The organism is Rhodanobacter sp. OR92 (assembly GCF_000427545.1).
Lineage (GTDB): Bacteria > Pseudomonadota > Gammaproteobacteria > Xanthomonadales > Rhodanobacteraceae > Rhodanobacter > Rhodanobacter denitrificans.
The window spans coordinates 49,270-71,666 of record NZ_ATYF01000017.1 but is presented as its reverse complement, the minus strand read 5'-3'; the positions used below and the strand labels follow the sequence as shown (position 1 = coordinate 71,666).

Genomic DNA, 22,397 nt, shown 5'->3' with positions numbered 1-22,397 from the left:
ACCCATGTGCCGCACACGATGCCGGTTCGCGCCGCCCGATGTACTCGTGCCCCGTTCGTGCCTCGACCCAACGATCCCGACCGTCCACGAGCCCATCGCCATGACGCTGACCCAGTTGCGCTACCTCGTCGCCATCGCCGACTCCGGCCTCAACATCACGCTGGCCGCCGAGCGCGTCCACGCCACCCAGCCCGGCCTCAGCAAGCAGCTCAAGCAGCTTGAGGACGAGCTGGGCTTCCAGCTGTTCGTGCGCAAGGGCAAGAGCCTGGACGCGGTGAGCCAGGCCGGCCGGCACGTGCTGGAACGCGCCCGCGCCATCCTCGCCGAGGCGGCCAACATCCGCGCGATCGCCGCCAACCTGCGCAACGAGGCGCACGGCGAGCTGCGCATCGCCACCACCCACACCCAGGCTCGCTTCGCCCTGCCTGCCGCGATCGGCGCGCTGAACCAGCGCTACCCGCAGGTCAGCGTGCACCTGCAGCCGGGCCGCGACGGCGAAGTGCTGGCCCAGCTGGAAGCCGGTCGCGTCGACCTGGCGGTGATCAGCACCGCCGGCGCCCCGCCGCCGATCGGTTTCGCGCTGCCGGCCTACCGCTGGCAGCGGGTGATCGTGGCGCCGCGGGAGCACCCGCTGGCCACCAGCGGACGGCAGCCCTCGCTGGACGAACTGGCCACGCTGCCGCTGGTCAGCTACGACTCCTCGCTGAAGGCCGACTCCTCGCTGCGCCGCGCGTTCGAAGCGCGCGGCCTGCGCCCGCAGATCGCGATGACCGCCGGCGACGCCGACCTGATCAAGACCTACGTGCGCACCGGGCTGGGCATCGGCGTGCTGGCCGAGATGGCGATGCAGGACGGCGACACCGACCTGCGCGCGCTGCCGGCCGACCATCTGTTCCCCCAGTGCACGACCTGGATCGTGCTGCGCCGCGAGAGCGTGCTGCGCGAATACGTGCTGGAGTTCATCACGCAGTTCGCGCCGCACCTGGACCGCCGCGAGGTGGTGCGTGCGCTCGCCGCCGACACCGTGCCGGCCGAGTGGTCGGCGGTGCCGCACTGGCGCGAGCGGTCGCCCGCGGCGCTGCCCGATGCGGCCTGAAGCCTGATCGTCCTCCCGCCGCGCCGGATGGGATGCGGGCGGGATCGGGGCGGCGAGCCTACGCGAGGCTGTGCAGTCCGCATTCGCGCTTGAGCCCGAAGAAACGGGTGTCCTCGACGTCCATGCCCGGCTCCCAGCGACGGCTGGTGTGGCTGTCGCCGATCGAGACGTAGCCCTGCTGCCACAGCGGGTGGTAGGGCAGGCCGTGGCGCGCGAGGTACTGACCGATGTCGCGGTCGCTCCAGTCGGCCAGCGGGTGGAATTTCCAGCGGCCGTTGCGGATCCCGGCGAACTCGATCGCCGCCCGGCTCCTCGACTGCCCGCGGCGCAGGCCGGCGAACCAGCCGACGGCGTGCAGGTCGGCCAGCGCGCGCTGCATCGGCTCGACCTTGCGCAGCCGGTTGTAATGGTCGAGCCCGGCCACACCCTGCTCCCACAGCCGGCCGTGACGCGCTTCCATCCAGGCCGGGCTGAGTGGCGCGCTGTAGACCTTGAGGTTCAACCCGAGCCGTTCGGTCAGCTCGTCGACGAAGCGATACGTCTCGGGAAACAGGTAGCCGGTGTCGATCAGCACCACCGGAATGTCCGGCCGCCGGCGCGTCACCAGGTGCAGCGACACCGCCGACTGCGCGCCGAAGCTGGACGACAGCACGTGCTCGCCGGCGACGTGTTCCAGCGCCCAGGCCACCCGGCGTTCGGCATCGAGCCGGGACAGCACGGCGTTCAATTCGGCCAGCGCCCGTGGCTCGTGCGGCGCCTGCTCGAGCAGCGCCGCGCTCACGCGACCAGCTCCGCCGGAATGCGCCGCGACGGCAGCGGCGCGAGGATGCCGGCACGCCGCAGGAAATCGCCGAAGCCCTCGCCGTCCGCGCGCTCGGCGGCATAGCGCGCGAACAGCGGATCGAGCGCGGCGAGGATCGCCGCCTCGTCCACATTCTCGCGGTAGACCTGGTTCAGCCGCTGGCCGCTGAAGTCGGCGCCCAGGCGCAGGTCGTAGCGCCCCGGCCCGCGTCCGACCAGGGCGATCTCGCCGAGGTACGGCCGCGAGCAGCCGTTCGGGCAGCCGGACAGGCGCAGCAGGATCGGTGCGTCGGCGAGACCGTGATGATCGAGCCGCGCTTCCAGTTTCGGCAGCAGCGCCGGCAGGTAGCGCTCGCTCTCGGCCATCGCCAGGCCGCAGGTAGGTAGTGCCACGCAGGCGATCGCGTGGCGGCGGATCGCGCTCTGCTTGAGGTAGCCGTCCAGGCCGTGCTCGCGCACGATCGCGTCGATGCGCTCGCGCTCGCCCGCCGCGACGTTGGCCACGATCACGTTCTGGTTGCAGGTCAGGCGGAAGTCGCCGGCATGCGCCTTCGCCAGCTCGCGCAGGCCGGTGAGCCAGCGCCGTTCGCCGGTGTCGGCGAGCCGGCCGGATTCGATGTGCAGGGTGAGATGCCAGCGGCCGTCGTGGCCCTCGACCCAGCCGTAGCGGTCGCCGTTGTGCTCGAAGCGGTACGCGCGCGGCGCGGCAAGCGCGTAGCCCAGGCGCGACTCCAGTTCGGCCTTGAACGCGTCCAGGCCGTGCCGGTCCAGCGTGTACTTCAGCCGCGCGTGCTTGCGTTCGGTACGGTCGCCCCAGTCGCGCTGCACGCCGATCGCCGCCTCGGCCACGCCGAACAATTGCTCGGGCGTGACGAAGCCGATCACGCTGGCCAGCCGCGGATAGGTGGTGGCGTCGCCATGGGTCGCGCCCATGCCGCCGCCGACGGCGATGTTGAAGCCGCGCAGCACGCCCTGCTCGGCGATCGCGATCAGGCCCAGGTCCTGGGCGAACACGTCGATGTCGTTGAGCGGCGGGATCGCCAGGCCGATCTTGAACTTGCGCGGCAGGTAGGTGGCGCCGTACAGCGGTTCATGCTCTTCCACGGGACGAGTGTCGCCATGCAGCTGCTCGCCGTCCAGCCAGATCTCGTGATAGGCGTGCGTCTTCGGCGCCAGCTCGGCGGAGAGCCGCGTCGCCCAGGCATACGCCTCGGCGTGCGCGGCCGATTCCACCGGATTCGCCGTGCTGACCACGTTGCGCACCACGTCGCCGCAGGCGGCGATGGTGGTAGCCAGCGCCTGGTGGATCGCCGCGATGGTCGGCTTCAGCCGGTGCTTGATGATGCCGTGCCACTGGAAGGTCTGCCGCGTGGTGATGCGCAGCGTGCCGTTGGCATGCTCGCGGGCGATGCGGTCGAACACCAGCCACTGCGCCGGCGTCACCACGCCGCCGGGCAGGCGCGCGCGCAGCATGAACGAGTACGCCGGCTCCAGCTTCTGCCGGCGGCGCTCCTCGCGCAGGTCGCGGTCGTCCTGCTGGTAGCTGCCGTGGAACTTCAGCAGCTTGGTGTCGTCCTCGCCGATCGCGCCGGTGACCGGGTCGGCCAGGCCCTCGGCGATGGTGCCGCGCAGATGGCGGCTGGCCGCCTTGATGTGTTCGAGATGGGAGGTCATGGGGTGCTTTTCTGAAGAGTGCGGCCATGGATGGCCGCTTCTTGACTCTCGCGTTCACGGATGAACGCAGAAATAAATCTCAGTACACGTCGCGGGCGTAGCGGCCTTGTTGCAGGAGATCGCCGAGCCAGGCCTGCGCCGCCTCGGGGGAGTGGCCGCCGTGGACCGCGACCACGTCGATCAGGGCGGCGTGGACATCGCGCGCCATGTGTTTCGAGTCGCCGCAGACATAGATGTGCGCGCCGCCTTCCAGCCACGCATGCAGCTCGGCGCCCTGCTCGCGCAGGCGCTGCTGGATATAGGTTTTTTGTGCGGTGTCCCGGGAGAACGCCAGGTCGAGCCGGTGCAGCGAGCCGTCTTGCAGCGCCTGCTGCCACTCCACCTGGTAGAGGAAGTCGCTGGCGAAGTGGCGGTTGCCGAAGAACAGCCAGTTGCGGCCCGTGGCACCGCTCTCGCGCCGTTCCTGCACGAATGCGCGGAACGGCGCCACGCCGGTGCCCGGACCGATCATGATGATGTCGCGCGAGTCGTCGGCGGGCAGGCGGAAGCGTTCGTTCGGCTCGATGAAGACCGGCAACCTGCCGTCCTCGGCGGTCGCGGCCAGCAAGGCCGATGCCGCACCCCAGTGCGTACTGCCGTGTGCCTCGTAGTCGACCACGGCCACGGTCAGATGCACTTCCTCGCCTACCGCCTTCGGGCTGGAGGCAATCGAATACAGCCGCGGGACCAGCGGCCGCAGCGCAGCCAGCAAGGCCGCGGGCTGCCACGTCGCCGGGTAGCGACGCAACAGGTCGATCGGCTGGTCGTCGGCCAGCACGGCGGCGAGCTGCGTCGACTGTTCCGGCTGCAGCAGCCGGACCAATGCATCGTGGCCGCCGGCGGCCGCCAGCGCGGCGATGAAGCCACGATGCAGCCGGGTGATCTCGCGCTCGCGATCCAGCCATTGCCGCAGCGGCAGCGTGCGACCCTGGTGGGCGACCTCCTGGGCGCCGTCCAGCTGCAAAACCTCCAGCCACTGCCCGACCAGCGCCGGCGGATTGCGCGGCCATACGCCCAGCGCATCGCCGGGCTGGTAATGCAGGCCGGAGCCTTCCAGCGACAACTCGACATGGCGCACGTCGCGCGCGCTGTCGCGCGCCACGATGCGCTGGTTGGCCAGCACGCTGGCGGCGAACGGCTGCTCGCGGGAGTACGCATGGCGGCTTGGCACGGCGTGCAGCGGGGTCACCCGCGCCAGCGGGCCGACCTGCTTCAGCAATTCGCCGGCCCGATCCAGCACCCGCTCCGTCCACGGCGCGGCGACCGCCTCGATCTCCACGTCCGCCTCGCCGAAGGCGCTGAAGCGGGTGGCACCCAGCTCGGCCAGGCGCGCGTCGAGCCGGCGCCCGATCGTGCAGAACTGCGGGTAGCTCGAATCGCCCAGCCCCAGCACGGCGAACTGCAGCGCCGGCAGCTTCGGCGCGCGCTTGCCGCCGATGAACTCGAACAGGCCGCGCGCATCGTCCGGCGGTTCGCCGTCGCCCTGGGTACTGATCACCAGCAGCAGGTGGCGTTCCTGCGTCAGCTCGCGCGGCGGATAGGCATCGGCACGCAGCAACCGCACCGGCAGGCCGGCCGCTTCGGCACGGCCGGCGACCTGCTCGGCGATGCGCTTCGCGTTGCCGGTCTGGCTGCCGTAGACGACCGTCAACCGCGCGGCCGGCTGCCCCGTCGGCGCGGCCGCCGCCGTGCCGACGCGCTGCACCTGTTCGGCCTGCGCCGCGCTCCACGCGGCAACCCAGTACAGCTGCGCCGCACTCAGCCCTTCCAGTCCGCGGACCAGCTGGGCCAGCTGCTCCGCAGCGGGCATGGCTGCGGCAAGGTTCGACAAGGCGACCTGGTTCACGGCTTCTCCGTCTGGACGTCCATACTTCTGGACGTCCAACGTATGTTCTGGCGCAGGCCATGGCAAAGGACGTGTCGGCATGTGCTTATGCCGAGGCCTCACTTCCGCACGGCGGAGCCGTTTTCGATACTTGCTACACTTCCGCGTCGCATACTGCCTCCCGTCCATGCCGCCACTTGCCGAATTCCTCAGCTTCGCTGCCGTGGGCGCCTTCGCCCAGCTGGTCGATGGCGCGCTGGGCATGGCCTACGGCGTGGTCTCCGCGGCGATGCTGCTGGGCCTGGGCCTGCCGCCGGCCGTGGCCAGCGCCAGCGTGCATTACGCGGAGACCTTCACCTGCGGCGCCTCCGGCCTCAGCCACCTGGCGGCCGGCAACGTGCGGCGGCAGCTGTTCTGGACGCTCGCCGTTCCCGGCGCGATCGGCGCGGTGATCGGCGCCTATGTCGTCAGCCACGTCCCGGCAGACGGGATGCGACTGGCGCTCACCGTCTACATGCTGGGCATGGGCGTGTTCCTGCTGCGCCGGGCGACCCGGGCCGACCGCGGCCACGACGACGTGGTGCCGCGCGCCACCCGTCCGCTGGGACTGGTCGCCGGTTTCGCCGATGCCGTGGCCGGCGGCGGCTGGAGCGCGCTGACCGTGACCGCCCTGGTCGCCCGCGGCGCCACGCCGCGCACGGTGATCGGCACGGTGCACCTGGCCAAGTGCGCGGTCAGCGCCGCCGCCAGCGTCAGCTTCCTGCTGCATGTCGGCGCCACCCACGGCACCGCCGTGCTCGGCCTGATCGTGGGCGGCGTCGCCGCCGCGCCGCTGGGCGCGCTGCTCGCCCGCTACATGCCGGCGCGAGCCGCGACGCTGCTGGCTGCCACCGCGGTGCTGGGACTGGGGCTCAGCAACGTGGTGAAGGCGTTCTACTGACATCCGCTGCACGGGGCGCCGCTACAATGCGCGCATGACCCAGCCTGCCCCCTTTCCGATCGAAGTCCGCGGCTCCGCCAGACAGCCATTGGGCATGCCGCCCGCCCGCTTCCTGCGCGACTACTGGCAGAAGCGCCCGCTGCTGATCCGCCACGCCTTCCCCGGTTTCCAGCCGCCATTGCAGCCGGACGACCTGGCCGGCCTGGCCTGCGAGCCGGGCGCGCTGGCGCGGCTGATCGTGCACGACGCGAAGCGCGACCGCTGGCAGGTCAAGTCGAGTCCGCTCGACGAGGCCGACTTCGCCAACACCCCCGACGCCGACTGGACTTTGCTGGTGCAGGACGTCGACAAGTGGGACGCCGAGGTGGCGCAACTGCTGGAACACTTCCGCTTCCTGCCGAGCTGGCGGGTGGACGACGTGATGGTCTCCTACGCCGAGCCCGGCGGCGGCGTCGGCGCGCACGTCGACCAGTACGACGTGTTCCTGATCCAGGGCCTGGGCCAGCGCCACTGGGCGGTCAGCGACGACCCGCTGGCGCCGAAGGCGTTCCGCCCCGACGTGGAGCTGAAGCAGCTGGTGCAGTTCGAGCCGACCCACGAATGGCTGCTGGACCCGGGCGACATGCTGTACCTGCCGCCGGGCGTGCCGCACGACGGGGTGGCCTTCGGCGGCCCGTGCATGACGTTCTCCGTCGGCATGCGCGCGCCGTCGCAGGCCGAACTGACCGGCGACCTGGCCGACTTCATCGCCGAGCGGCTGCCGGAAGAATTGCGCTACGCCGACCCGGACCTGAAGCCGGCCACCGCCGCCGGCGAGATCGACCGCGCCGCGATCGAGCGGCTGAAGGACGCGCTGCCGTTTGCCGCCGCGTTGCGCGAGGACCTGCTGCGCCACTGGTTCGGCCGTTTCGTCACCCGCTACCGCAGCGCGCAGGTACCGGCGCCGCCGGCCAGGCCGCTGACCGAGGCCGCGCTGACGAAACGGCTCGATGCCGGCGCGCAGCTGCTGCGCCACCCGTGGTCGCGGCTGGCGTGGAGCCGCGGCAAGGCCGGCTGCACGCTGTACGCCAGCGGCCAGCCGTACCCGGCCACGCCGGCGCTGGCGCAACAGCTGTGCGAACAGCGCACGCTCGAGGTCGCGCGCAAGCTCGATGCCACCGAACGCGCGCTGCTGCTGGCGCTGGTCAACGACGGCCACCTGCAGCCGCACAAGCCGCGCCGCCGCCGATGAAGCTGCAGGATTTCCACCTCGAGATTGCCGACTGGTTACGCGAGGACCAGCGCACCGCCCTGCTCGACCTGCGCGAGGAGGTGTTCATCCTGGAACAGGGCGTGCCCGAGCAGCGCGAACGCGACGGACTGGACACGGATTGCTGGCACGTGCTGGCGCGCGACGACGCGGGCCGGCCGATCGGCTGCGGCCGGCTCACGCCGGCACGCAAGATCGGCCGCATGGCCGTGCTGCAGGAATGGCGCGGCCGCGGCGTCGGCGTGGCGCTGCTGCGCGAACTGGTCGCCCGCGCCCGCACGCAGGGCTGGCCGGACGTGGCGCTGGACGCCCAGGTCAGCGCGATCGGCTTCTACGAACGCGAGGGTTTCGTCGCGCAGGGCGAGGAGTTCGAGGACGCCGGCCTGGCGCACCGGGCGATGCGCCTGGACCTGTCCGCAGTGGCTGCAGACGCCGAGCCGCCACGCGACCTCGGCACGCTGCCCGCCGGCACGCGCGGCGAGACGGCCGACGCGCGCCGGCAGCTGCTGGCCGATGCACGCCACCAGTTGTGCCTCTACCTGCCGCTGCTGGGCAACGACAGCTACGCCAGCGCGGAGGAGCTGGCCGAGCTGCGCCGCATCGCGATCTCCGGCCGCGGCGCGCAGATCCGCATCCTGCTGCACGACCCGGCCGCCGCCCTGCGCAATGACCACCGGCTGGTGGCACTGGCCCAGCGCCTGAGCAGTGCGATCCAGATCCGCACGCCGGTGGAAGAAGCGGACCGTGCCTACATCTCGGCCTACCTGCTCAACGATGCCGGCGGCTACCTGTTCCTGCCCGAGGCCGACCGCGCGCAGGGCCGTGCCGCGCGCCGCGACCGCGCCGGCCTGGCACCGCTGCAGCAGCACTTCGACGCGGTGTGGGAGCGCGCCGAACCAGCCAGCGAGTTGCAGGCGCTGGGACTTTAGGGATGCCCTGACCGGCACCGGCTGAACGGCGGCTGGCCCGGCGTTCCCTCCGGCGGCGCTGCCGTGCGATCACGGCAAATCGCGTGGAAGCGCCGCCTGCGGCGAAAGGCGTGTTAGACCATCGTCGGACAGGCCGGTCAAACGGCCATTCCGGGCGGCCTGCGGGTTGCCGCGTCGCAGCAGCCAAAGGCTATAATCGTCGGGATTCTCCCCAGTCATCCGTACGAGCGGCCCGCCGGGCTTGAAAACCGGACGGAAGCCGCGACCTCAAAGGTCACGCGGATGGCCGCAAGCATCCCTTCCCTGCCGGTGGTGACGTGACTACAAACCTGATCCGCGAGTTCTTCGAATCCTCCCAACTCGCTGGCGGCAACGCCGATTACGTTGAATCGCTTTACGACGCCTGGCTGGCCGACGCCTCGTCGGTGCCGGCCGAATGGGCCAACTACTTTGCCTCCTTCAAGGGTCGCGAATCGGGTGACGTCTCCCACGCCGCGGCGATCGCGCGCATCGAGGCGGCGCAGAAGCAGCGCCACAACGGCGCCGCCGCCGCGCCGGTCAGCGATGAGCACGCGCGCAAGCAGGCCGGTGTGCTGCGCCTGCTCACCGCCTACCGTTCGCGCGGCCACCTCGCCGCCGAGCTCGACCCGCTCGGCCTGACCGAGAAGATGCCGGCGCCGGATCTCGGCCTCGCCTTCCACGGCCTCTCCGATGCCGACCTCGACACCGAATTCGACACCGGCAACTACGCCGGCGGCGGCCAGCGCCTGAAATTGCGCGAGCTGCTGAGCCACCTGCAGAAGACCTACGCCAGCACCATCGGCGCCGAGTTCATGCACATCAGCAACCACGAGCAGCGCAACTGGATCTACAGCCGGCTCGAACAGGCCGCCGGCCGCAGTGATCTGGACAAGCCCGGCAAGCAGCGCGTGCTGGACGGCCTCACCGCCGCCGAGGGCCTGGAGCGTTATCTCCACACCAAGTACGTCGGCCAGAAGCGCTTCTCGCTGGAAGGCGGCGACAGCCTGATCCCGATGCTCGACGACGTGGTGCGCGCCGCCGGCGACAACGGCATCAAGGAGCTGGTGATCGGCATGGCCCACCGCGGCCGCCTCAACGTGCTGGTCAACATCCTGGGCAAGCCGCCGAAGACCCTGTTCGACGAGTTCGAGGGCCGCTTCGACCACCCGGACGATCCAGCCCACTCCGGCGACGTGAAGTACCACATGGGCTTCTCCGCCGACGTCAAGACGCCCAGGGGCGGCGTGCACGTGGCGCTGGCGTTCAACCCCTCGCACCTGGAGATCGTCAATCCGGTGGTGAGCGGCTCGGTGCATGCGCGCCAGACCCGCCGCCGCGACACCGCGCACACGCAGTCGATGGCCGTGCTGATCCACGGCGACGCCGCGCTGGCCGGCCAGGGCGTGAACATGGAACTGTTCAACATGTCGCAGGCGCGCGGCTTCAGGATCGGCGGCAGCCTGCACATCGTCATCAACAACCAGGTCGGCTTCACCACCTCCAACCCGCAGGACGCGCGCTCCACCATGTACTGCACCGACCTGGCCAAGATGGTCAACGCGCCGGTGCTGCACGTGAACGGCGACGACCCGGAAGCGGTGATCCTGGTGACCCGGCTTGCCTATGAGTTCCGCAAGACGTTCCGCAAGGACGTGGTGATCGACCTGGTCTGCTACCGCCGCCACGGCCACAACGAGGCCGACGAGCCAGCCGCCACGCAACCGGTGATGTACCAGATCATCAAGAAGCGCCCGACCGCACGCGACCTGTACCAGCAACAGCTGGTGAAGGAAGGCGTGCTGGCCGAGGGCGAGGCGACCAAGCAGCTCAACGCCTACCGCGAGCGGCTGGAAGCCGGCGCCCCAATGACCGAGCTGGACCCGGCGCCGGTGCGCGACGGCCACGTCGACTGGGCCCGCTTCCTCGGCGGCAAGCTGTCCACGCCGACCGACACCACGGTGCCGAAGCCGAAGCTGCTGGAGCTGGCCGGCAAGATCCTCGCCGTGCCCGCAGGCCTCACCCTGCAGGCCCGCGTGGCGAAGATCTACGACGACCGTCGCAAGATGGCCGCGGGCGAACTGCCGGCCGACTGGGGCTTCGCCGAGAACCTGGCCTACGCCACCCTGGTCGAGGCCGGCCACGACATGCGCCTGGTCGGCCAGGATTCCGGCCGCGGCACGTTCTTCCACCGCCACGCCGTGCTGCACGACCAGAAGGACGGCCATACCTACATGCCGCTGGCCACCGTGCGCGCGGGCGCCGACGTCGAGGTGATCGACTCGCTGCTCAGCGAAGAGGCGGTGATGGCGTTCGAGTACGGCCACTCCACCACCGACCCCGACACGCTCAACATCTGGGAAGCGCAGTTCGGCGACTTCGCCAACGGCGCGCAGGTGGTGATCGACCAGTTCATCAGCTCCGGCGAGGCGAAGTGGAACCGCCTGTGCGGCCTGGTACTGCTGCTGCCGCACGGCTACGAAGGCCAGGGCCCGGAGCACTCCTCCGCGCGCCTGGAGCGCTTCCTGCAGCTGTGCGCGATGGACAACATGCAGGTCTGCGTGCCGACCACGCCGGCGCAGGATTTCCACATGATCCGCCGGCAGATGCTGCGCGCCGCGCGCAAGCCGCTGATCGTGATGACGCCGAAGTCGCTGCTGCGCCACAAGCTGGCGGTGTCCACGCTGGACGAGCTGGCCAACGGCAGCTTCCAGCTGGTGATCGGCGAGCACCGCGCGCTGGCCGCGAAGAAGGTCAAGCGCGTGGTGCTGTGTTCCGGCAAGGTCTACTACGACCTGCTGGAGGAAGCCGACAAGCGCGGGCTGGCCGACGTGGCGATCGTGCGCGTCGAGCAGCTGTATCCGTTCCCGCGCGGGGAAGTGACGGCCGAACTGGACAAGTATCCTTCCGCCAAGGAAGTGATCTGGTGCCAGGAGGAGCCGATGAACCAGGGCGCCTGGTTCCAGATCCGCCACCACCTGCAAGCCTGCATCGGAGCCAGGCACAGCCTCTCCTACGCGGGGCGTGCGCGCTCGCCGGCGCCGGCCGCCGGCCACCACAACACCCACGTCGCGGAACAGACCGCGCTCGTCGAACAGGCGCTGGCCGCCCCGGTGGGCACCGACCACGCCGCGGAATAAAGCAGCTTCCCTGAACAATGCGGCCAGGATGGCCGCTTCTTGATCTCCGCGATCATGGATGAGCGCACCAACTCAAGGATTCCCATGTCCATCGAACTCAAAGTCCCCGTCCTGCCCGAGTCCGTCTCCGACGCCACTATCGCCAGTTGGCACAAGCAGGCCGGCGACGCGGTGAAGCGCGACGAGAACCTGGTCGACCTCGAAACCGACAAGGTGGTGCTGGAAGTACCCTCGCCGGTCGACGGCGTGCTGAAGGAAATCCGCCACCAGGTCGGCGACACGGTGAACAGCGAGCAGATCATCGCGATCATCGAGGAAGGCGCCGTGGCCGCCGCGCCGGCACCGGCGCCGGCAGCCGCCGCCCCGGCTCCCGCCCCCGCCGCGCCGAAAACCGCCGCCGCCGCGCTTTCGCCGGCTGCGCAGCGTGTCGCCACCGAGAACAAGGTCGACACCTCCGCCATCGCCGGCACCGGCCGCGACGGCCGCATCATCAAGGAAGACGTGGTCAACGCCGGCGCCCGCCCCGCCGCGGCTCCTGCCGCCGCGCCGGCCGCGAAGCCGACCCCGGGCGCGCGTCCGGAAGAGCGCGTGCCGATGACCCGCATGCGCGCGCGCATCGCCGAGCGCCTGATGCAGTCGAAGAACTCGATCGCCATGCTCACCTCGTTCAACGAGGTGAACCTGGGCGAAGTGTCGAAGATGCGCAAGACGCTGGGCGAGGCGTTCCAGAAGGAGCACGGCATCAAGCTCGGTTTCATGAGCTTCTTCGTCAAGGCCGCCGCCGAGGCGCTGAAGCGCTACCCGTTCGTCAATGCGTCGGTCGACGGCAACGACGTGATCTACCACGGCTACCAGGACATCTCGATCGCGGTGTCGACCGACAAGGGTCTGGTCACGCCGGTGCTGCGCGACGTGCAGGACATGAGCTTCGCCGACGTCGAGAAAGGCATCGCCGACTACGCCGTCAAGGCGCGCGCGAACAAGCTCTCGCTGGACGACCTGCAGGGCGGTACCTTCACCATCACCAACGGCGGCACCTTCGGCTCGCTGCTGTCCACGCCGATCGTCAACCCGCCGCAGAGCGCGATCCTCGGCATGCACACGATCAAGGAGCGCCCGATCGTCGAGAACGGCCAGATCGTCGCCGCGCCGATGATGTACATCGCGCTCAGCTACGACCACCGCATCATCGACGGCAAGGACGCGGTGCTGTTCCTGGTCGACATCAAGAACCAGCTCGAAAATCCGCAGCGGATGTTGCTGGGTCTCTAATGACGCGGGAACGGGGAACAGGGAACGGGGAATGGCAAAAGCCTTCTCTGTTCCCCGTTCCCCGTTCCCTGTTCCCGCTTTCAAGGACACCAAAACCATGAGCGACAAATTCGACGTCATCGTCATCGGTGCCGGTCCGGCCGGCTATGTGGCCGCGATCCGCGCCGCGCAGCTGGGCCTGAAGGCTGCCTGCGTGGACGACTTCAGTGGCAAGGACGGCAAGCAGGCGTTGGGCGGCACCTGCCTCAACGTGGGCTGCATCCCGTCCAAGGCGCTGCTGGATTCCTCGCGCCAGTACTGGAACATCGCGCACAACCTGCCGGTGCACGGCATCAGCGTGGAAGGCGCCAAGGTCGACATGGCCACCTTCATCGGCCGCAAGGACAAGATCGTCAAGCAGTTCACCGGCGGCATCGGCCAGCTGTTCAAGGCCAACAAGGTCGCCGCGTTCCACGGCAAGGGCAAGCTGCTGAAGGGTAACAGCGTGGAGATCACCGCGACCGACGGTTCCAGGCAGACCCTCAGCGCCACCAACGTGATCCTCGCCTCCGGCTCGGTGCCGATCGAGCTGCCGTTTGCCAAGTTCGACGGCAAGGCGATCGTCGACAACGCCGGCGCGCTGGACTTCGCCGAGGTGCCGAAGCGCCTGGGCGTGATCGGCGCCGGCGTGATCGGCCTGGAGCTCGGCAGCGTGTGGCGCCGCATGGGCGCCGAGGTCACCATCATCGAGGCGCTGCCGGAGTTTCTCGCCGCCGCCGACGCCGACATCGCCAAGGTCGCCGCCAAGGAATTCGCCAAGCAGGGCCTGTCGATCAAGCTCAACGCCAAGCTCAACAAGGCCGAGGCAAAAAAGGATGGCGTGCACCTCACCTACACCGACAAGGATGGCGAGCAGCAGCTGGTGGTCGACAAGCTGCTGGTGGCCGTGGGCCGCCGCGCCTACACCGCCGGCCTGCTGGCAGAGGACACCGGCGTGAAGCTGGACGAGCGCGGCCGCATCGTGGTCGACGAACACAACCACACCGGTGTCGATGGCGTGTGGGCGATCGGTGACGCCGTGCGCGGCCCGATGCTGGCGCACAAGGGCTCCGAGGAAGGTATCGCCGTAGCCGAGTGGATCGCCGGCAAGGCCGGCCACGTCAACTTCGACACGATCCCGTGGGTGATCTACACCGAGCCGGAAATCGCCTGGGCCGGCAAGACCGAAAAGGAACTGAAGGACGCCGGCATCCCGTACAAGGTCGGCACCTTCCCGTTCGCCGCGATCGGCCGCGCCGTCGCGATGAACGAAGCCATCGGCCAGGTGAAGATGCTCGCGCACGCCGACACCGACCGCATTCTCGGCGTGCACATGGTCGGCCCGGGCGTCTCCGAGCTGATCGCCGAGTGCGTGGTAGCGATGGAGTTCAAGGGCTCCTCCGAGGACCTGGCGCGCATCGTCCACGCCCACCCGACCCTGTCCGAGGCCGTGCACGAGGCCGCGTTGTCGGTCGACAAGCGCGCCATCCACAAGGGCAATTGAGCGCAGGATGCGCTCATCCCGGACAGCACAAGAATGTGCGCCGATCCGGGATCCACGCGGCCCGCTCATGGCAACACTGGCGGGCCGTTTGCTTTTCCCGTCGTCATTCCGGCGAAAGCCGGAATCCAGTGCCTTTGCCGTCGCCGCATAAGACACTGGGTCCCAGCTTTCGCTGGGATGACGTCCCGAGACTTTCGGTGCCCGCATGCCCCAACCCACCGCCATCTGCGTCTACTGCGGCTCCAGCAGCGGCCGGCGTCCCGAGTACGCCGGACAGGCGCGTGCGTTCGGTGCGGAAATGGCCCGACGCGGCATTGCGCTGGTCTACGGCGGCGGCAAGGTCGGCCTGATGGGCGTGGTGGCCGACGCGGTACTCGCCGGCGGTGGCAAGGTGATCGGGGTGATTCCGCGCCAGCTGGTGGAGCTGGAGGTGGCGCACCCGGGCCTGAGCGAGCTGGTGGTCGTGGAGACCATGCACCAGCGCAAGACGCGCATGTACGAGCTGTCCGACGCCTTCGTCGCCCTGCCCGGCGGCTTCGGCACGATGGACGAGATGTTCGAGATGCTGACCTGGGCCCAGCTTGGCCTGCACCGCTACCCCTGCGCCTTTCTCGACGTGCGCGGCTACTACCGTGACCTGCGCACGATGATGGAACACATGGTCGACGAACACTTCGTGCGCCCCGAACAGCGCGACAGCATCTGGTTTGGCGACGACGCCTCCGTGCTGTTCGACTGGATGCAGAGCTATCAAGGCAGCTACATTCCCAAGTGGATCGACACCAGCAGCGTCAGCGCCTGAGCGGCTGGCGAGGGACATCAAGATGACCAGCTTTCGCGCATTTCGCATCCACCACGACGACGCCGGTTACCGCGCCGGCGTCGAAACCATGGACGCCGCCGCGCTGTTGCCCGGCGAAGTGCTGGTCAAGGTTGCCTATTCCTCGGTGAACTACAAGGACGCGCTGGCCGGCACCGGCAAGAGCCGGATCCTGCGCACCTATCCGCTCAACGGCGGCATCGACGTGGCCGGTCACGTGGTCGCCTCGACCGACCCCACCTTCAGGGAAGGCGACGCGGTGCTGTGCACCGGCAGCGGCCTGTCCGAGACACGCGACGGCGGCTACGGCGAATACGCGCGCCTCGACGTGCGCTGGACGATTCCGCTGCCGCCGGGCCTGAGCCTGCGCGAGAGCATGATCCTCGGCACCGCCGGCTTCACCGCCGCACTGGCCCTGCTGCACATGCAGGACAACCGGCAAACGCCGGCGCTCGGCCCGATCGCGGTAACCGGCGCCAGCGGCGGCGTCGGTCAACTGGCGATCGACATCTTCAGTCGCGCCGGTTACGAAGTACATGCGATCAGCGGCAAGGCGGACCACTTCGACTTCCTGCGCAGCCTCGGCGCCACGGACTGCATCGACCGCCACCAGCTCGCCTTCAGCGGCAAGCCGATGGACTCTGCCCGCTTCGGCGGCGCGCTGGACAACGTCGGCGGCGGCATGCTCGGCGGCCTGCTGCCGCTCATCGCGCCGTACGGCAACGTGGCGATCTGCGGCAACGCCGGCGGCATCGCATTCGACAGCACGGTGATGCCGTTCATCATCCGTGGCGTGAGCCTGCTCGGCATCGCTTCGGCCGGCACCGCCCGCGAGCTGCGCGACAGGGTCTGGCAGCTACTTGCTGGCGACTGGAAGCCGCGGCAGTTGGAACGCATCGTCACGCGCGAAGCGGGCCTCGACGAACTGCCCGGAGTGTTTGCGCGCATGCTCGCCGGCGACTCGTTCGGGCGCACCCTGGTGCGTATCGAAGGCACGCTTTGACGAAGCCATGCTTGGAAGTAGCATCACCACGGCTTAGAATTAACGAAACTCGCAGGGACTATCACCTTATGGCACGCATCCTGATCGTCGACGACTCCCCGTCGCAATTGCTGGGTATCAAGCGGATCGTCGAGAAACTCGGGCACGAGACCCTTTCGGCCGAGGACGGCGCCGCGGGCGTGGAAGTGGCCAAGGCGGAAAAGCCCGATCTGATCCTGATGGACGTGGTCATGCCGAACCTCAACGGTTTCCAGGCAACCCGCACGATCAGCAAGAACGCCGATACCGCGCACATCCCGATCATCCTGGTCACCACCAAGGACCAGGAAACCGACAAGGTCTGGGGCATGCGCCAGGGTGCCAAGGCCTACGTGACCAAGCCGATCAAGGAAGAGGAGCTGCTCAAGGCGCTGCAGGAGTTCCTGCCGGGCTGATCCGCACCGAATCGGGTTCACGAAAAACGGCGCCTGCAGGCGCCGTTTTCGTTTGCGCCGTCCGCACGGCTCAGCGGCGCGGATCGAAGTGCTTGAACGCCTCGTGCAACGCCTCGTAAGCCGTCCGCTGCTGGTCGTTCTCCGCCGTCGGCGCACGAATCGACAGCTCCACCAGCTGGTCGCCCGGATTCGCGCCGGGCATCCCGCGCCCCTTCAGGCGCAGCTTGCGTCCCGACTGCGAGCCGGCCGGAATGCGCAGGTCGACCGCCCCGGCCAGCGTCGGCACCGGCACGGTGGCGCCCAGCGCCGCTTCCCATGGCGTGATCGGCAGCACGTGCACCACGTTGCGGCCCTCCAGACGGAAACGCGCATCGTCGCGGATGCCTACTTCCAGCAGCAGGTCGCCGCTCGGCCCGCCGGCCATGCCGGCCTGGCCCTGGCCGGACAGGCGGATCACCTGGCCCGGCTGGATGCCGGCCGGAATCTTCACTTCCAGCACGCGCTCGCCGCCGGCGGAGTCATGCATCGACAGCCGCGTGCGGCCGCCGTCGAACGCGGTTTGCAGGTCGATCTGCACCGAGGCCTGCACGTCGCGGCCGCGACGCGCCCGCGGCGGCCCCCGATGCCCCTGGGCCGCCCCGCGACCGAACAGGCTCTCGAAGAAATCGCTGAAGTCGCCGTCGTCGCCGCCGAAACCCTGCTGACCCTGCCAACCCGGGGGCGGGCGGAACTGCTCGCCCTGCCGATAGCCGCCGGCCCGCAGCTGGTCGTAGGAGCGCCGTTTCTCGGCATCCTTGAGTACTTCGTTGGCCTCGTTGACTGCCTTGAATTTTTCCTCGGCGCCGGCTTCCTTGTTCTTGTCCGGGTGATATTTGCGCGCCAGCTTGCGATACGCGGCCTTGATCTCGGCCTCGCTGGCGTCGGGCTTCACGCCCAGGATCTCGTAATAATCTTTGAATTCCACGCACCACTCCGCCGATTCGATTTCCTGCACACGCGACGACCCGTCGCGGATCATCGTCCGCGGCGGGTCGCCTGCGCAACACTCGCGGAAATGCCTCAGCTGCCGGTATTGATGGTGATGCGGCGCGGCGTGGTCTCGGCCTTCTTCGGGATGACGATCTCCAGCACGCCATCCTTGCCATGGGCGGTGACGCCGTCCGCATCGGCACTGTCGGGCAGCGCGAAGCGGCGATGGAACAGTCCGTGCGAGCGCTCCAGGCGAGTGAACTTGCCGTTCTGCTCAGTGTTCTCCACGGTGCGCTCGCCCTTGATGGTGAGGATGCCCTTCTCCATGCTCACCTCGATCCTGCCGGGCTCCACGCCCGGAACATCCGCATAGATCACGAAGCGCTTGTCCTCTTCCTTGATGTCCACGCGCGGCGCCCACTGGCTGGTCACCACGTTGGACTGGTCCGTCTCGGCCGGGTTGCCCAGCAGGCGATCGAACGCCTCGCGGATGTCGCCGACGTTGGCCATGCTTGCCGGGTTCCACGGAAAGTTGCGACTCAGATTCATGTTCGTATCTCCTCGTCGGTGGGAAATTGCGGCTCACTGCCGCCTGCCCGGGAAATGGGTTTGCATGGCCCTCGATTCAAGGCGACAAGCTTCATCCCGCGGCGCTAGCATGGCGGAATCGCCAACGAAGGAAGCCCCCCCATGACCATCCAGATCGGTCAGCCGCTGCCAGATGTCGAGCTGTCGACGGTCGGCGAAAATATCCACCCCTGCCGCACCGGCGAGTTGTTTGCCGGAAGCCGCGTGGTGCTGTTCGCCGTCCCCGGTGCCTTCACGCCGACCTGCTCCAACCGGCACCTTCCCGGCTACGTCGAACGCTACGCCGACTTCCACGAAGCCGGGGTGAAGGTGATGTGCCTGGCGGTCAACGATGCCTATGTGATGCAAGCATGGGCTCTCGCCCAGCAAGTTCCCCCGGGCCTGCTGATGCTGGCCGACGGCAACGCCAGCTTCACCCGCGCGCTGGGGCTGGAACTGGACGGCACCGCCTTCGGCATGGGCCTGCGCGCGCGGCGTTTTGCACTGTACGCGGAAGACGGCGTGGTGCGCCTGTTGCAGGTGGAGGCGCCCGGCGAGCTGCGCGCCTCCACGGCCGAGGCGATGCTGGCGGCGATCCGCCGGTAACTTTGCCGATGCCCCCTGGTGCACAGACGAGCAGCGCAGGGATAAAGTCGCTTAAATGAATGTAACCTATAGGTTGCTTTATGGAACTGATAGGTTATATGTTCACCCCGAGCACGATGACTCGAAAACCGCCGGGAGAAGCGACATGCAGCACACGGATAATCAGACAGACAAGCTGGTAAGGAACGAGCGCCGCGGAGTGTGGCTCGCCCTGATCGTCGTCCTCGTTCTGGCCTCGACGCTCGTGCTTGGCAGCGATACCAGGCGCGCGCTACTTCAGGCACTGGCCATCGCCATCGTATTCGCCATCATCTGGCTGGGCCAGCAACGGACGCGCGGCATGAAAAACGCCATCCGGGAAAGACGCGATGCTGTCATGCGTGATGAATTGCGGCAGTCGGCGATCACCCACGCCTGCAAGTCGGCGTTTTTCACCGTACTGGGAGCGCTGGCGTCGTTCTGCTTGCTGAGCGTACTGGTGACCATCAGCGTGCCCGGTCAGCTGGTGGCGGCACTGGTCATTGCGCTTGCGGCGACCGCCTTCCTCGCGGTTTTCCTGCTGCTCGACCGGGGTTGATCCATGCATGAAGAGCGACTGGCGAACCGTCTGAAAATCCTGCGCGCGGAAAAAGACTTGACCCAGAACGCATTGGCCGACCTGATCGGAACCACGCGCAAATCGATCAATGCAATCGAAATGGAGCGGATGGTTCCATCGACCTTGCTCGCACTCAAACTGGCACGTGCGCTGGACACCCCGGTCGAGCAGTTGTTCTTTCTGACGAAACCGCATGGCCGGACTTGACGATCGTCGGCCGGAATGGAATGGGCCCCGCGACACCCTCCGCCCAGAGAAAAACCCCGGCGTGCCGGGGTTTTTCTCGTTTCAGGCGTGGCTTGGATTCACTCGTTGGCGGCCGAAGGCTCGACGACCTCGGCATCCTCGCCGTTGTCCTCTTCCGCATCCAGCCGCATCACGCTGACCAGCGTTTCGTCCGCAGGCAGCCGGATCAGGGTGACGCCCTGGGTATTGCGGCCGAGCTGCGAGACCTCGGCCACGCGGGTACGCACCAGGGTGCCCTTGTCGGAAATCAGCATCAGCTCGTGCGCCTCGGTGACCTGCACCGCGGCAACCAGCGCGCCGTTGCGCTCGGAGCACTGGATGCCGATCACGCCCTGGGTGCCACGCCCCTTCTTGGCGAACTCGGCCAGCTCGGTACGCTTGCCGTAACCGCGTGCAGTAGCCGTGAGGATGTCGCCTTCCGCCGCGACGATCAGCGACACCACCTCGGCGCCGCCAACCAGCTTCATGCCGCGCACGCCGGTGGCCGTGCGTCCCATCGAGCGCACGGTGTTCTCGTCGAAGCGGTTGACCTTGCCGTTGGAGGCGAACAGCAGGATGTCGCTGTTGCCGTCGGTGAGCTCCACGTTGACCAGCGCGTCGCCCTCGTCGAGCTTGATCGCCTGCTTGCCCTTCTGCAGCTGATAGGCGAACTCGGTCAGCGGCGTCTTCTTGACCGTGCCGTGACGGGTAGCGAAGAACACGTAACGGTCGTCGCTATATTCGCGCACCGGCAGCACTGCCTGCACCTTTTCGCCCTCGCCCAGCGGCAGCAGGTTGATGATCGGCTTGCCGCGCGCGCCCGGGCCTGCCTCCGGGATCTGGTAGACCTTGAGCCAGTAGACGCGGCCGGTGCTGGTGAAGGTGAGCAGCGTGTCGTGCGTGTTGACCACCCACAGCTGCTCGACCACGTCCTCATCCTTCAGCGCCGAGGCCGAGCGACCCTTGCCGCCGCGCCTCTGGGCGCGATACGTGCTGGCCGGCTGGCGCTTGACGTAGCCGGTGTGCGACAGCGTGACCACCATGTCCTCCGGCGCAATCAGGTCGAGGACGTTGAGGTCTTCCTGCGAATGCTGGATCTCGGTGCGCCGCGCATCGCCGAACTCCGCCTTGACCGCCTCCAGTTCCTCGCGGATCACTTCGAGCAGGCGGTTCGGGTTCTCCAGGATCTCGATCAGGCCGCGGATGGTCTCCAGGATCTGCCGGTACTCGTCGGAGAGCTTTTCCTGTTCCAGCCCGGTGAGGCGGTGCAGCCGCATCGCCAGGATTTCCAGCGCCTGCGCCTCGGACAGCTGATAGCCGTCGTCTTTCAACCCGTCGCGCGGATCCATGTCTTCCGGGCGCGATGCGTCGGCGCCGGTGGCGGACAGCAGGGCCCGCACCAGGCCCGCTTCCCAGCGCCGCGCCACCATGCGCTCACGTGCCTCCGCCGGCGACGACGAGGTCTTGATCAACTCGATCATCTCGTCGATGTTCGCCAGCGCGACGGTGAGGCCTTCCAGGATGTGCGCACGGGCGCGCGCCTTGCGCAGGTCGAAAATGGTGCGGCGGGTGACCACCTCGCGCCGATGGCGGATGAACGCCTCGAGGATGTCCTTGAGGTTGAGCAGCTTCGGCTGGCCGTCCAGCAGGGCCACCATGTTGATGCCGAACGTTACCTGCAGCTGGGTCTGCTGGAACAGGTTGTTCAGCACCACGTCGCCCATCGCGTCCTTGCGGATCTCGATGACGACGCGCATGCCGTCCTTGTCGGACTCGTCGCGCAGTTCGCTGATGCCTTCGAGCTTCTTCTCCTTGACCAGCTCGGCGATTTTCTCGATCAGCCGCGCCTTGTTCACCTGGTACGGCAGCTCGTGGACGATGATCGTCTCGCGGCCATTCGACTCGGTCTCGATCTCGGCCTTCGCGCGCACCAGGATGCGGCCGCGACCGGTGCGGTACGCCTCGATGATGCCGGAAGAACCGTTGATGATGCCGTGGGTCGGGAAGTCCGGGCCCGGGATGTAGTGCATCAACTCGTCGATCGAGAGCGTGGGCTCGTCGATCAACGCGATCGTCGCCGCGATCACCTCGTTGAGGTTGTGCGGCGGGATGTTGGTGGCCATGCCGACCGCGATGCCGGCCGAACCGTTCACCAGCAGGTTCGGCACGCGCGTGGGCAGCACCAGCGGTTCGTGCTCGCTTTCGTCGTAGTTCGGGCCGAAATCGACGGTTTCCTTGTCGATGTCGGCCAGCAGCTCGTGGGTGAGCCGCGACATGCGCACTTCGGTGTAGCGCATCGCCGCGGCGCTGTCGCCGTCGACCGAACCGAAGTTGCCCTGGCCGTCGACCAGCAGGTAGCGCAGCGAGAACGGCTGCGCCATGCGCACGATCGCATCGTATACCGACTGGTCGCCATGCGGATGGTACTTACCGATGACGTCACCGACCACGCGGGCCGACTTCTTGTACGGCTTGTTCCATACGTTGCCGAGTTCGTTCATCGCGAACAGTACGCGGCGATGCACGGGTTTCAGGCCGTCACGCACATCCGGGAGTGCGCGGCCCACGATCACGCTCATGGCGTAATCGAGGTAGCTCTGGCGCATCTCGTCTTCGATGTTGACGCGAATCACTTCTTTGGCGAGCTCTGCCATCAATCGGCTTCCCTGA

18 protein-coding genes and 1 pseudogene are annotated in these 22,397 nt (G+C 68.2%); 13 read left to right on the top strand and 6 right to left on the bottom strand.

The features are described 5' to 3' along the window. Nucleotides 1–100 precede the first annotated feature (100 nt). Nucleotides 101–1,096, top strand: a complete 996-nt coding sequence (locus tag RHOOR92_RS0110650) for a LysR substrate-binding domain-containing protein (protein WP_007509973.1) — start codon at nucleotides 101–103, stop codon at nucleotides 1,094–1,096. A gap of 58 nt (nucleotides 1,097–1,154) precedes the next feature. Here the strand turns inward: RHOOR92_RS0110650 and RHOOR92_RS0110645 are convergent, their stop codons facing one another. The 3 genes and pseudogenes from RHOOR92_RS0110645 to RHOOR92_RS0110635 form a co-directional block, all read right to left on the bottom strand. Beyond that, the gene (locus RHOOR92_RS0110645) at nucleotides 1,155–1,877 is read right to left on the bottom strand and encodes a phosphoadenylyl-sulfate reductase (protein WP_007509975.1); all 723 of its coding nucleotides are present in this window, start codon (nucleotides 1,875–1,877) and stop codon (nucleotides 1,155–1,157) included. Beyond that, nucleotides 1,874–3,574: pseudogene (cysI, locus tag RHOOR92_RS0110640) on the bottom strand (assimilatory sulfite reductase (NADPH) hemoprotein subunit); the annotation flags it as partial. The gene RHOOR92_RS0110645 and the pseudogene cysI, both read right to left, overlap by 4 nt. Nucleotides 3,575–3,650: 76 nt before the next feature. Beyond that, nucleotides 3,651–5,456: an assimilatory sulfite reductase (NADPH) flavoprotein subunit gene (locus tag RHOOR92_RS0110635; protein ID WP_037115291.1), complete on the bottom strand. Its 1,806-nt coding sequence runs from the start codon at nucleotides 5,454–5,456 to the stop codon at nucleotides 3,651–3,653. Nucleotides 5,457–5,622: 166 nt separating this feature from the next. Here RHOOR92_RS0110635 and RHOOR92_RS0110630 point away from each other — a divergent pair, with 166 nt between their 5' ends. The 9 genes from RHOOR92_RS0110630 to pilH all read left to right on the top strand — a co-directional run bounded on the left by RHOOR92_RS0110630 (nucleotide 5,623) and on the right by pilH (nucleotide 16,762). Beyond that, complete coding sequence (locus RHOOR92_RS0110630; protein ID WP_007509986.1) at nucleotides 5,623–6,375, top strand: sulfite exporter TauE/SafE family protein; 753 nt, start codon at nucleotides 5,623–5,625, stop codon at nucleotides 6,373–6,375. 34 nt (nucleotides 6,376–6,409) lie between these two features. Further along, on the top strand, nucleotides 6,410–7,606 hold the full coding sequence (locus tag RHOOR92_RS0110625; RefSeq protein WP_027490203.1) for a cupin domain-containing protein: 1,197 nt from the start codon (nucleotides 6,410–6,412) through the stop codon (nucleotides 7,604–7,606). Then, nucleotides 7,603–8,553 (top strand): GNAT family N-acetyltransferase, encoded by a 951-nt coding sequence (locus RHOOR92_RS0110620; RefSeq protein ID WP_007509990.1) that lies wholly within the window; start codon nucleotides 7,603–7,605, stop codon nucleotides 8,551–8,553. Before RHOOR92_RS0110625 ends, RHOOR92_RS0110620 begins: the two co-directional genes overlap by 4 nt. A gap of 317 nt (nucleotides 8,554–8,870) precedes the next feature. Next, on the top strand, nucleotides 8,871–11,711 hold the full coding sequence (locus tag RHOOR92_RS0110615; protein ID WP_027490202.1) for a 2-oxoglutarate dehydrogenase E1 component: 2,841 nt from the start codon (nucleotides 8,871–8,873) through the stop codon (nucleotides 11,709–11,711). A gap of 84 nt (nucleotides 11,712–11,795) precedes the next feature. Continuing rightward, entirely contained in the window at nucleotides 11,796–12,983 is a 1,188-nt protein-coding gene (odhB, locus tag RHOOR92_RS0110610; protein ID WP_015447430.1) for a 2-oxoglutarate dehydrogenase complex dihydrolipoyllysine-residue succinyltransferase, read from the top strand. A gap of 97 nt (nucleotides 12,984–13,080) precedes the next feature. After that, nucleotides 13,081–14,505 (top strand): dihydrolipoyl dehydrogenase, encoded by a 1,425-nt coding sequence (lpdA, locus tag RHOOR92_RS0110605; RefSeq protein WP_007513262.1) that lies wholly within the window; start codon nucleotides 13,081–13,083, stop codon nucleotides 14,503–14,505. Nucleotides 14,506–14,710: 205 nt separating this feature from the next. Next, nucleotides 14,711–15,307 (top strand): TIGR00730 family Rossman fold protein, encoded by a 597-nt coding sequence (locus RHOOR92_RS0110600; RefSeq protein WP_007513260.1) that lies wholly within the window; start codon nucleotides 14,711–14,713, stop codon nucleotides 15,305–15,307. A gap of 22 nt (nucleotides 15,308–15,329) precedes the next feature. Then, nucleotides 15,330–16,328, top strand: coding sequence for a YhdH/YhfP family quinone oxidoreductase (locus RHOOR92_RS0110595; RefSeq protein WP_027490201.1), 999 nt, complete (start codon nucleotides 15,330–15,332; stop codon nucleotides 16,326–16,328). A gap of 68 nt (nucleotides 16,329–16,396) precedes the next feature. Next, complete coding sequence (pilH, locus tag RHOOR92_RS0110590) at nucleotides 16,397–16,762, top strand: twitching motility response regulator PilH (protein WP_007513255.1); 366 nt, start codon at nucleotides 16,397–16,399, stop codon at nucleotides 16,760–16,762. A 70-nt stretch (nucleotides 16,763–16,832) separates the two neighbouring features. On the opposite strand, the gene RHOOR92_RS0110585 is transcribed toward pilH, so the two are convergent. Together RHOOR92_RS0110585 and RHOOR92_RS0110580 are read right to left on the bottom strand one after the other, a co-directional pair. Continuing rightward, on the bottom strand, nucleotides 16,833–17,726 hold the full coding sequence (locus RHOOR92_RS0110585) for a DnaJ C-terminal domain-containing protein (RefSeq protein ID WP_027484015.1): 894 nt from the start codon (nucleotides 17,724–17,726) through the stop codon (nucleotides 16,833–16,835). A gap of 95 nt (nucleotides 17,727–17,821) precedes the next feature. After that, nucleotides 17,822–18,280, bottom strand: a complete 459-nt coding sequence (locus RHOOR92_RS0110580) for an Hsp20/alpha crystallin family protein (protein WP_015447426.1) — start codon at nucleotides 18,278–18,280, stop codon at nucleotides 17,822–17,824. 141 nt (nucleotides 18,281–18,421) lie between these two features. Here RHOOR92_RS0110580 and RHOOR92_RS0110575 point away from each other — a divergent pair, with 141 nt between their 5' ends. From RHOOR92_RS0110575 to RHOOR92_RS0110565, 3 genes are all read left to right on the top strand, one after another. Continuing rightward, on the top strand, nucleotides 18,422–18,904 hold the full coding sequence (locus RHOOR92_RS0110575; protein ID WP_007513250.1) for a peroxiredoxin: 483 nt from the start codon (nucleotides 18,422–18,424) through the stop codon (nucleotides 18,902–18,904). 145 nt (nucleotides 18,905–19,049) lie between these two features. Continuing rightward, complete coding sequence (locus RHOOR92_RS0110570) at nucleotides 19,050–19,481, top strand: hypothetical protein (RefSeq protein WP_027490200.1); 432 nt, start codon at nucleotides 19,050–19,052, stop codon at nucleotides 19,479–19,481. A 3-nt stretch (nucleotides 19,482–19,484) separates the two neighbouring features. Then, nucleotides 19,485–19,709: a helix-turn-helix domain-containing protein gene (locus tag RHOOR92_RS0110565; RefSeq protein ID WP_015447424.1), complete on the top strand. Its 225-nt coding sequence runs from the start codon at nucleotides 19,485–19,487 to the stop codon at nucleotides 19,707–19,709. Between the two features lie 98 nt (nucleotides 19,710–19,807). On the opposite strand, the gene gyrA is transcribed toward RHOOR92_RS0110565, so the two are convergent. Beyond that, entirely contained in the window at nucleotides 19,808–22,381 is a 2,574-nt protein-coding gene (gyrA, locus tag RHOOR92_RS0110560) for a DNA gyrase subunit A (protein ID WP_007513244.1), read from the bottom strand. Nucleotides 22,382–22,397 lie beyond the last annotated feature (16 nt).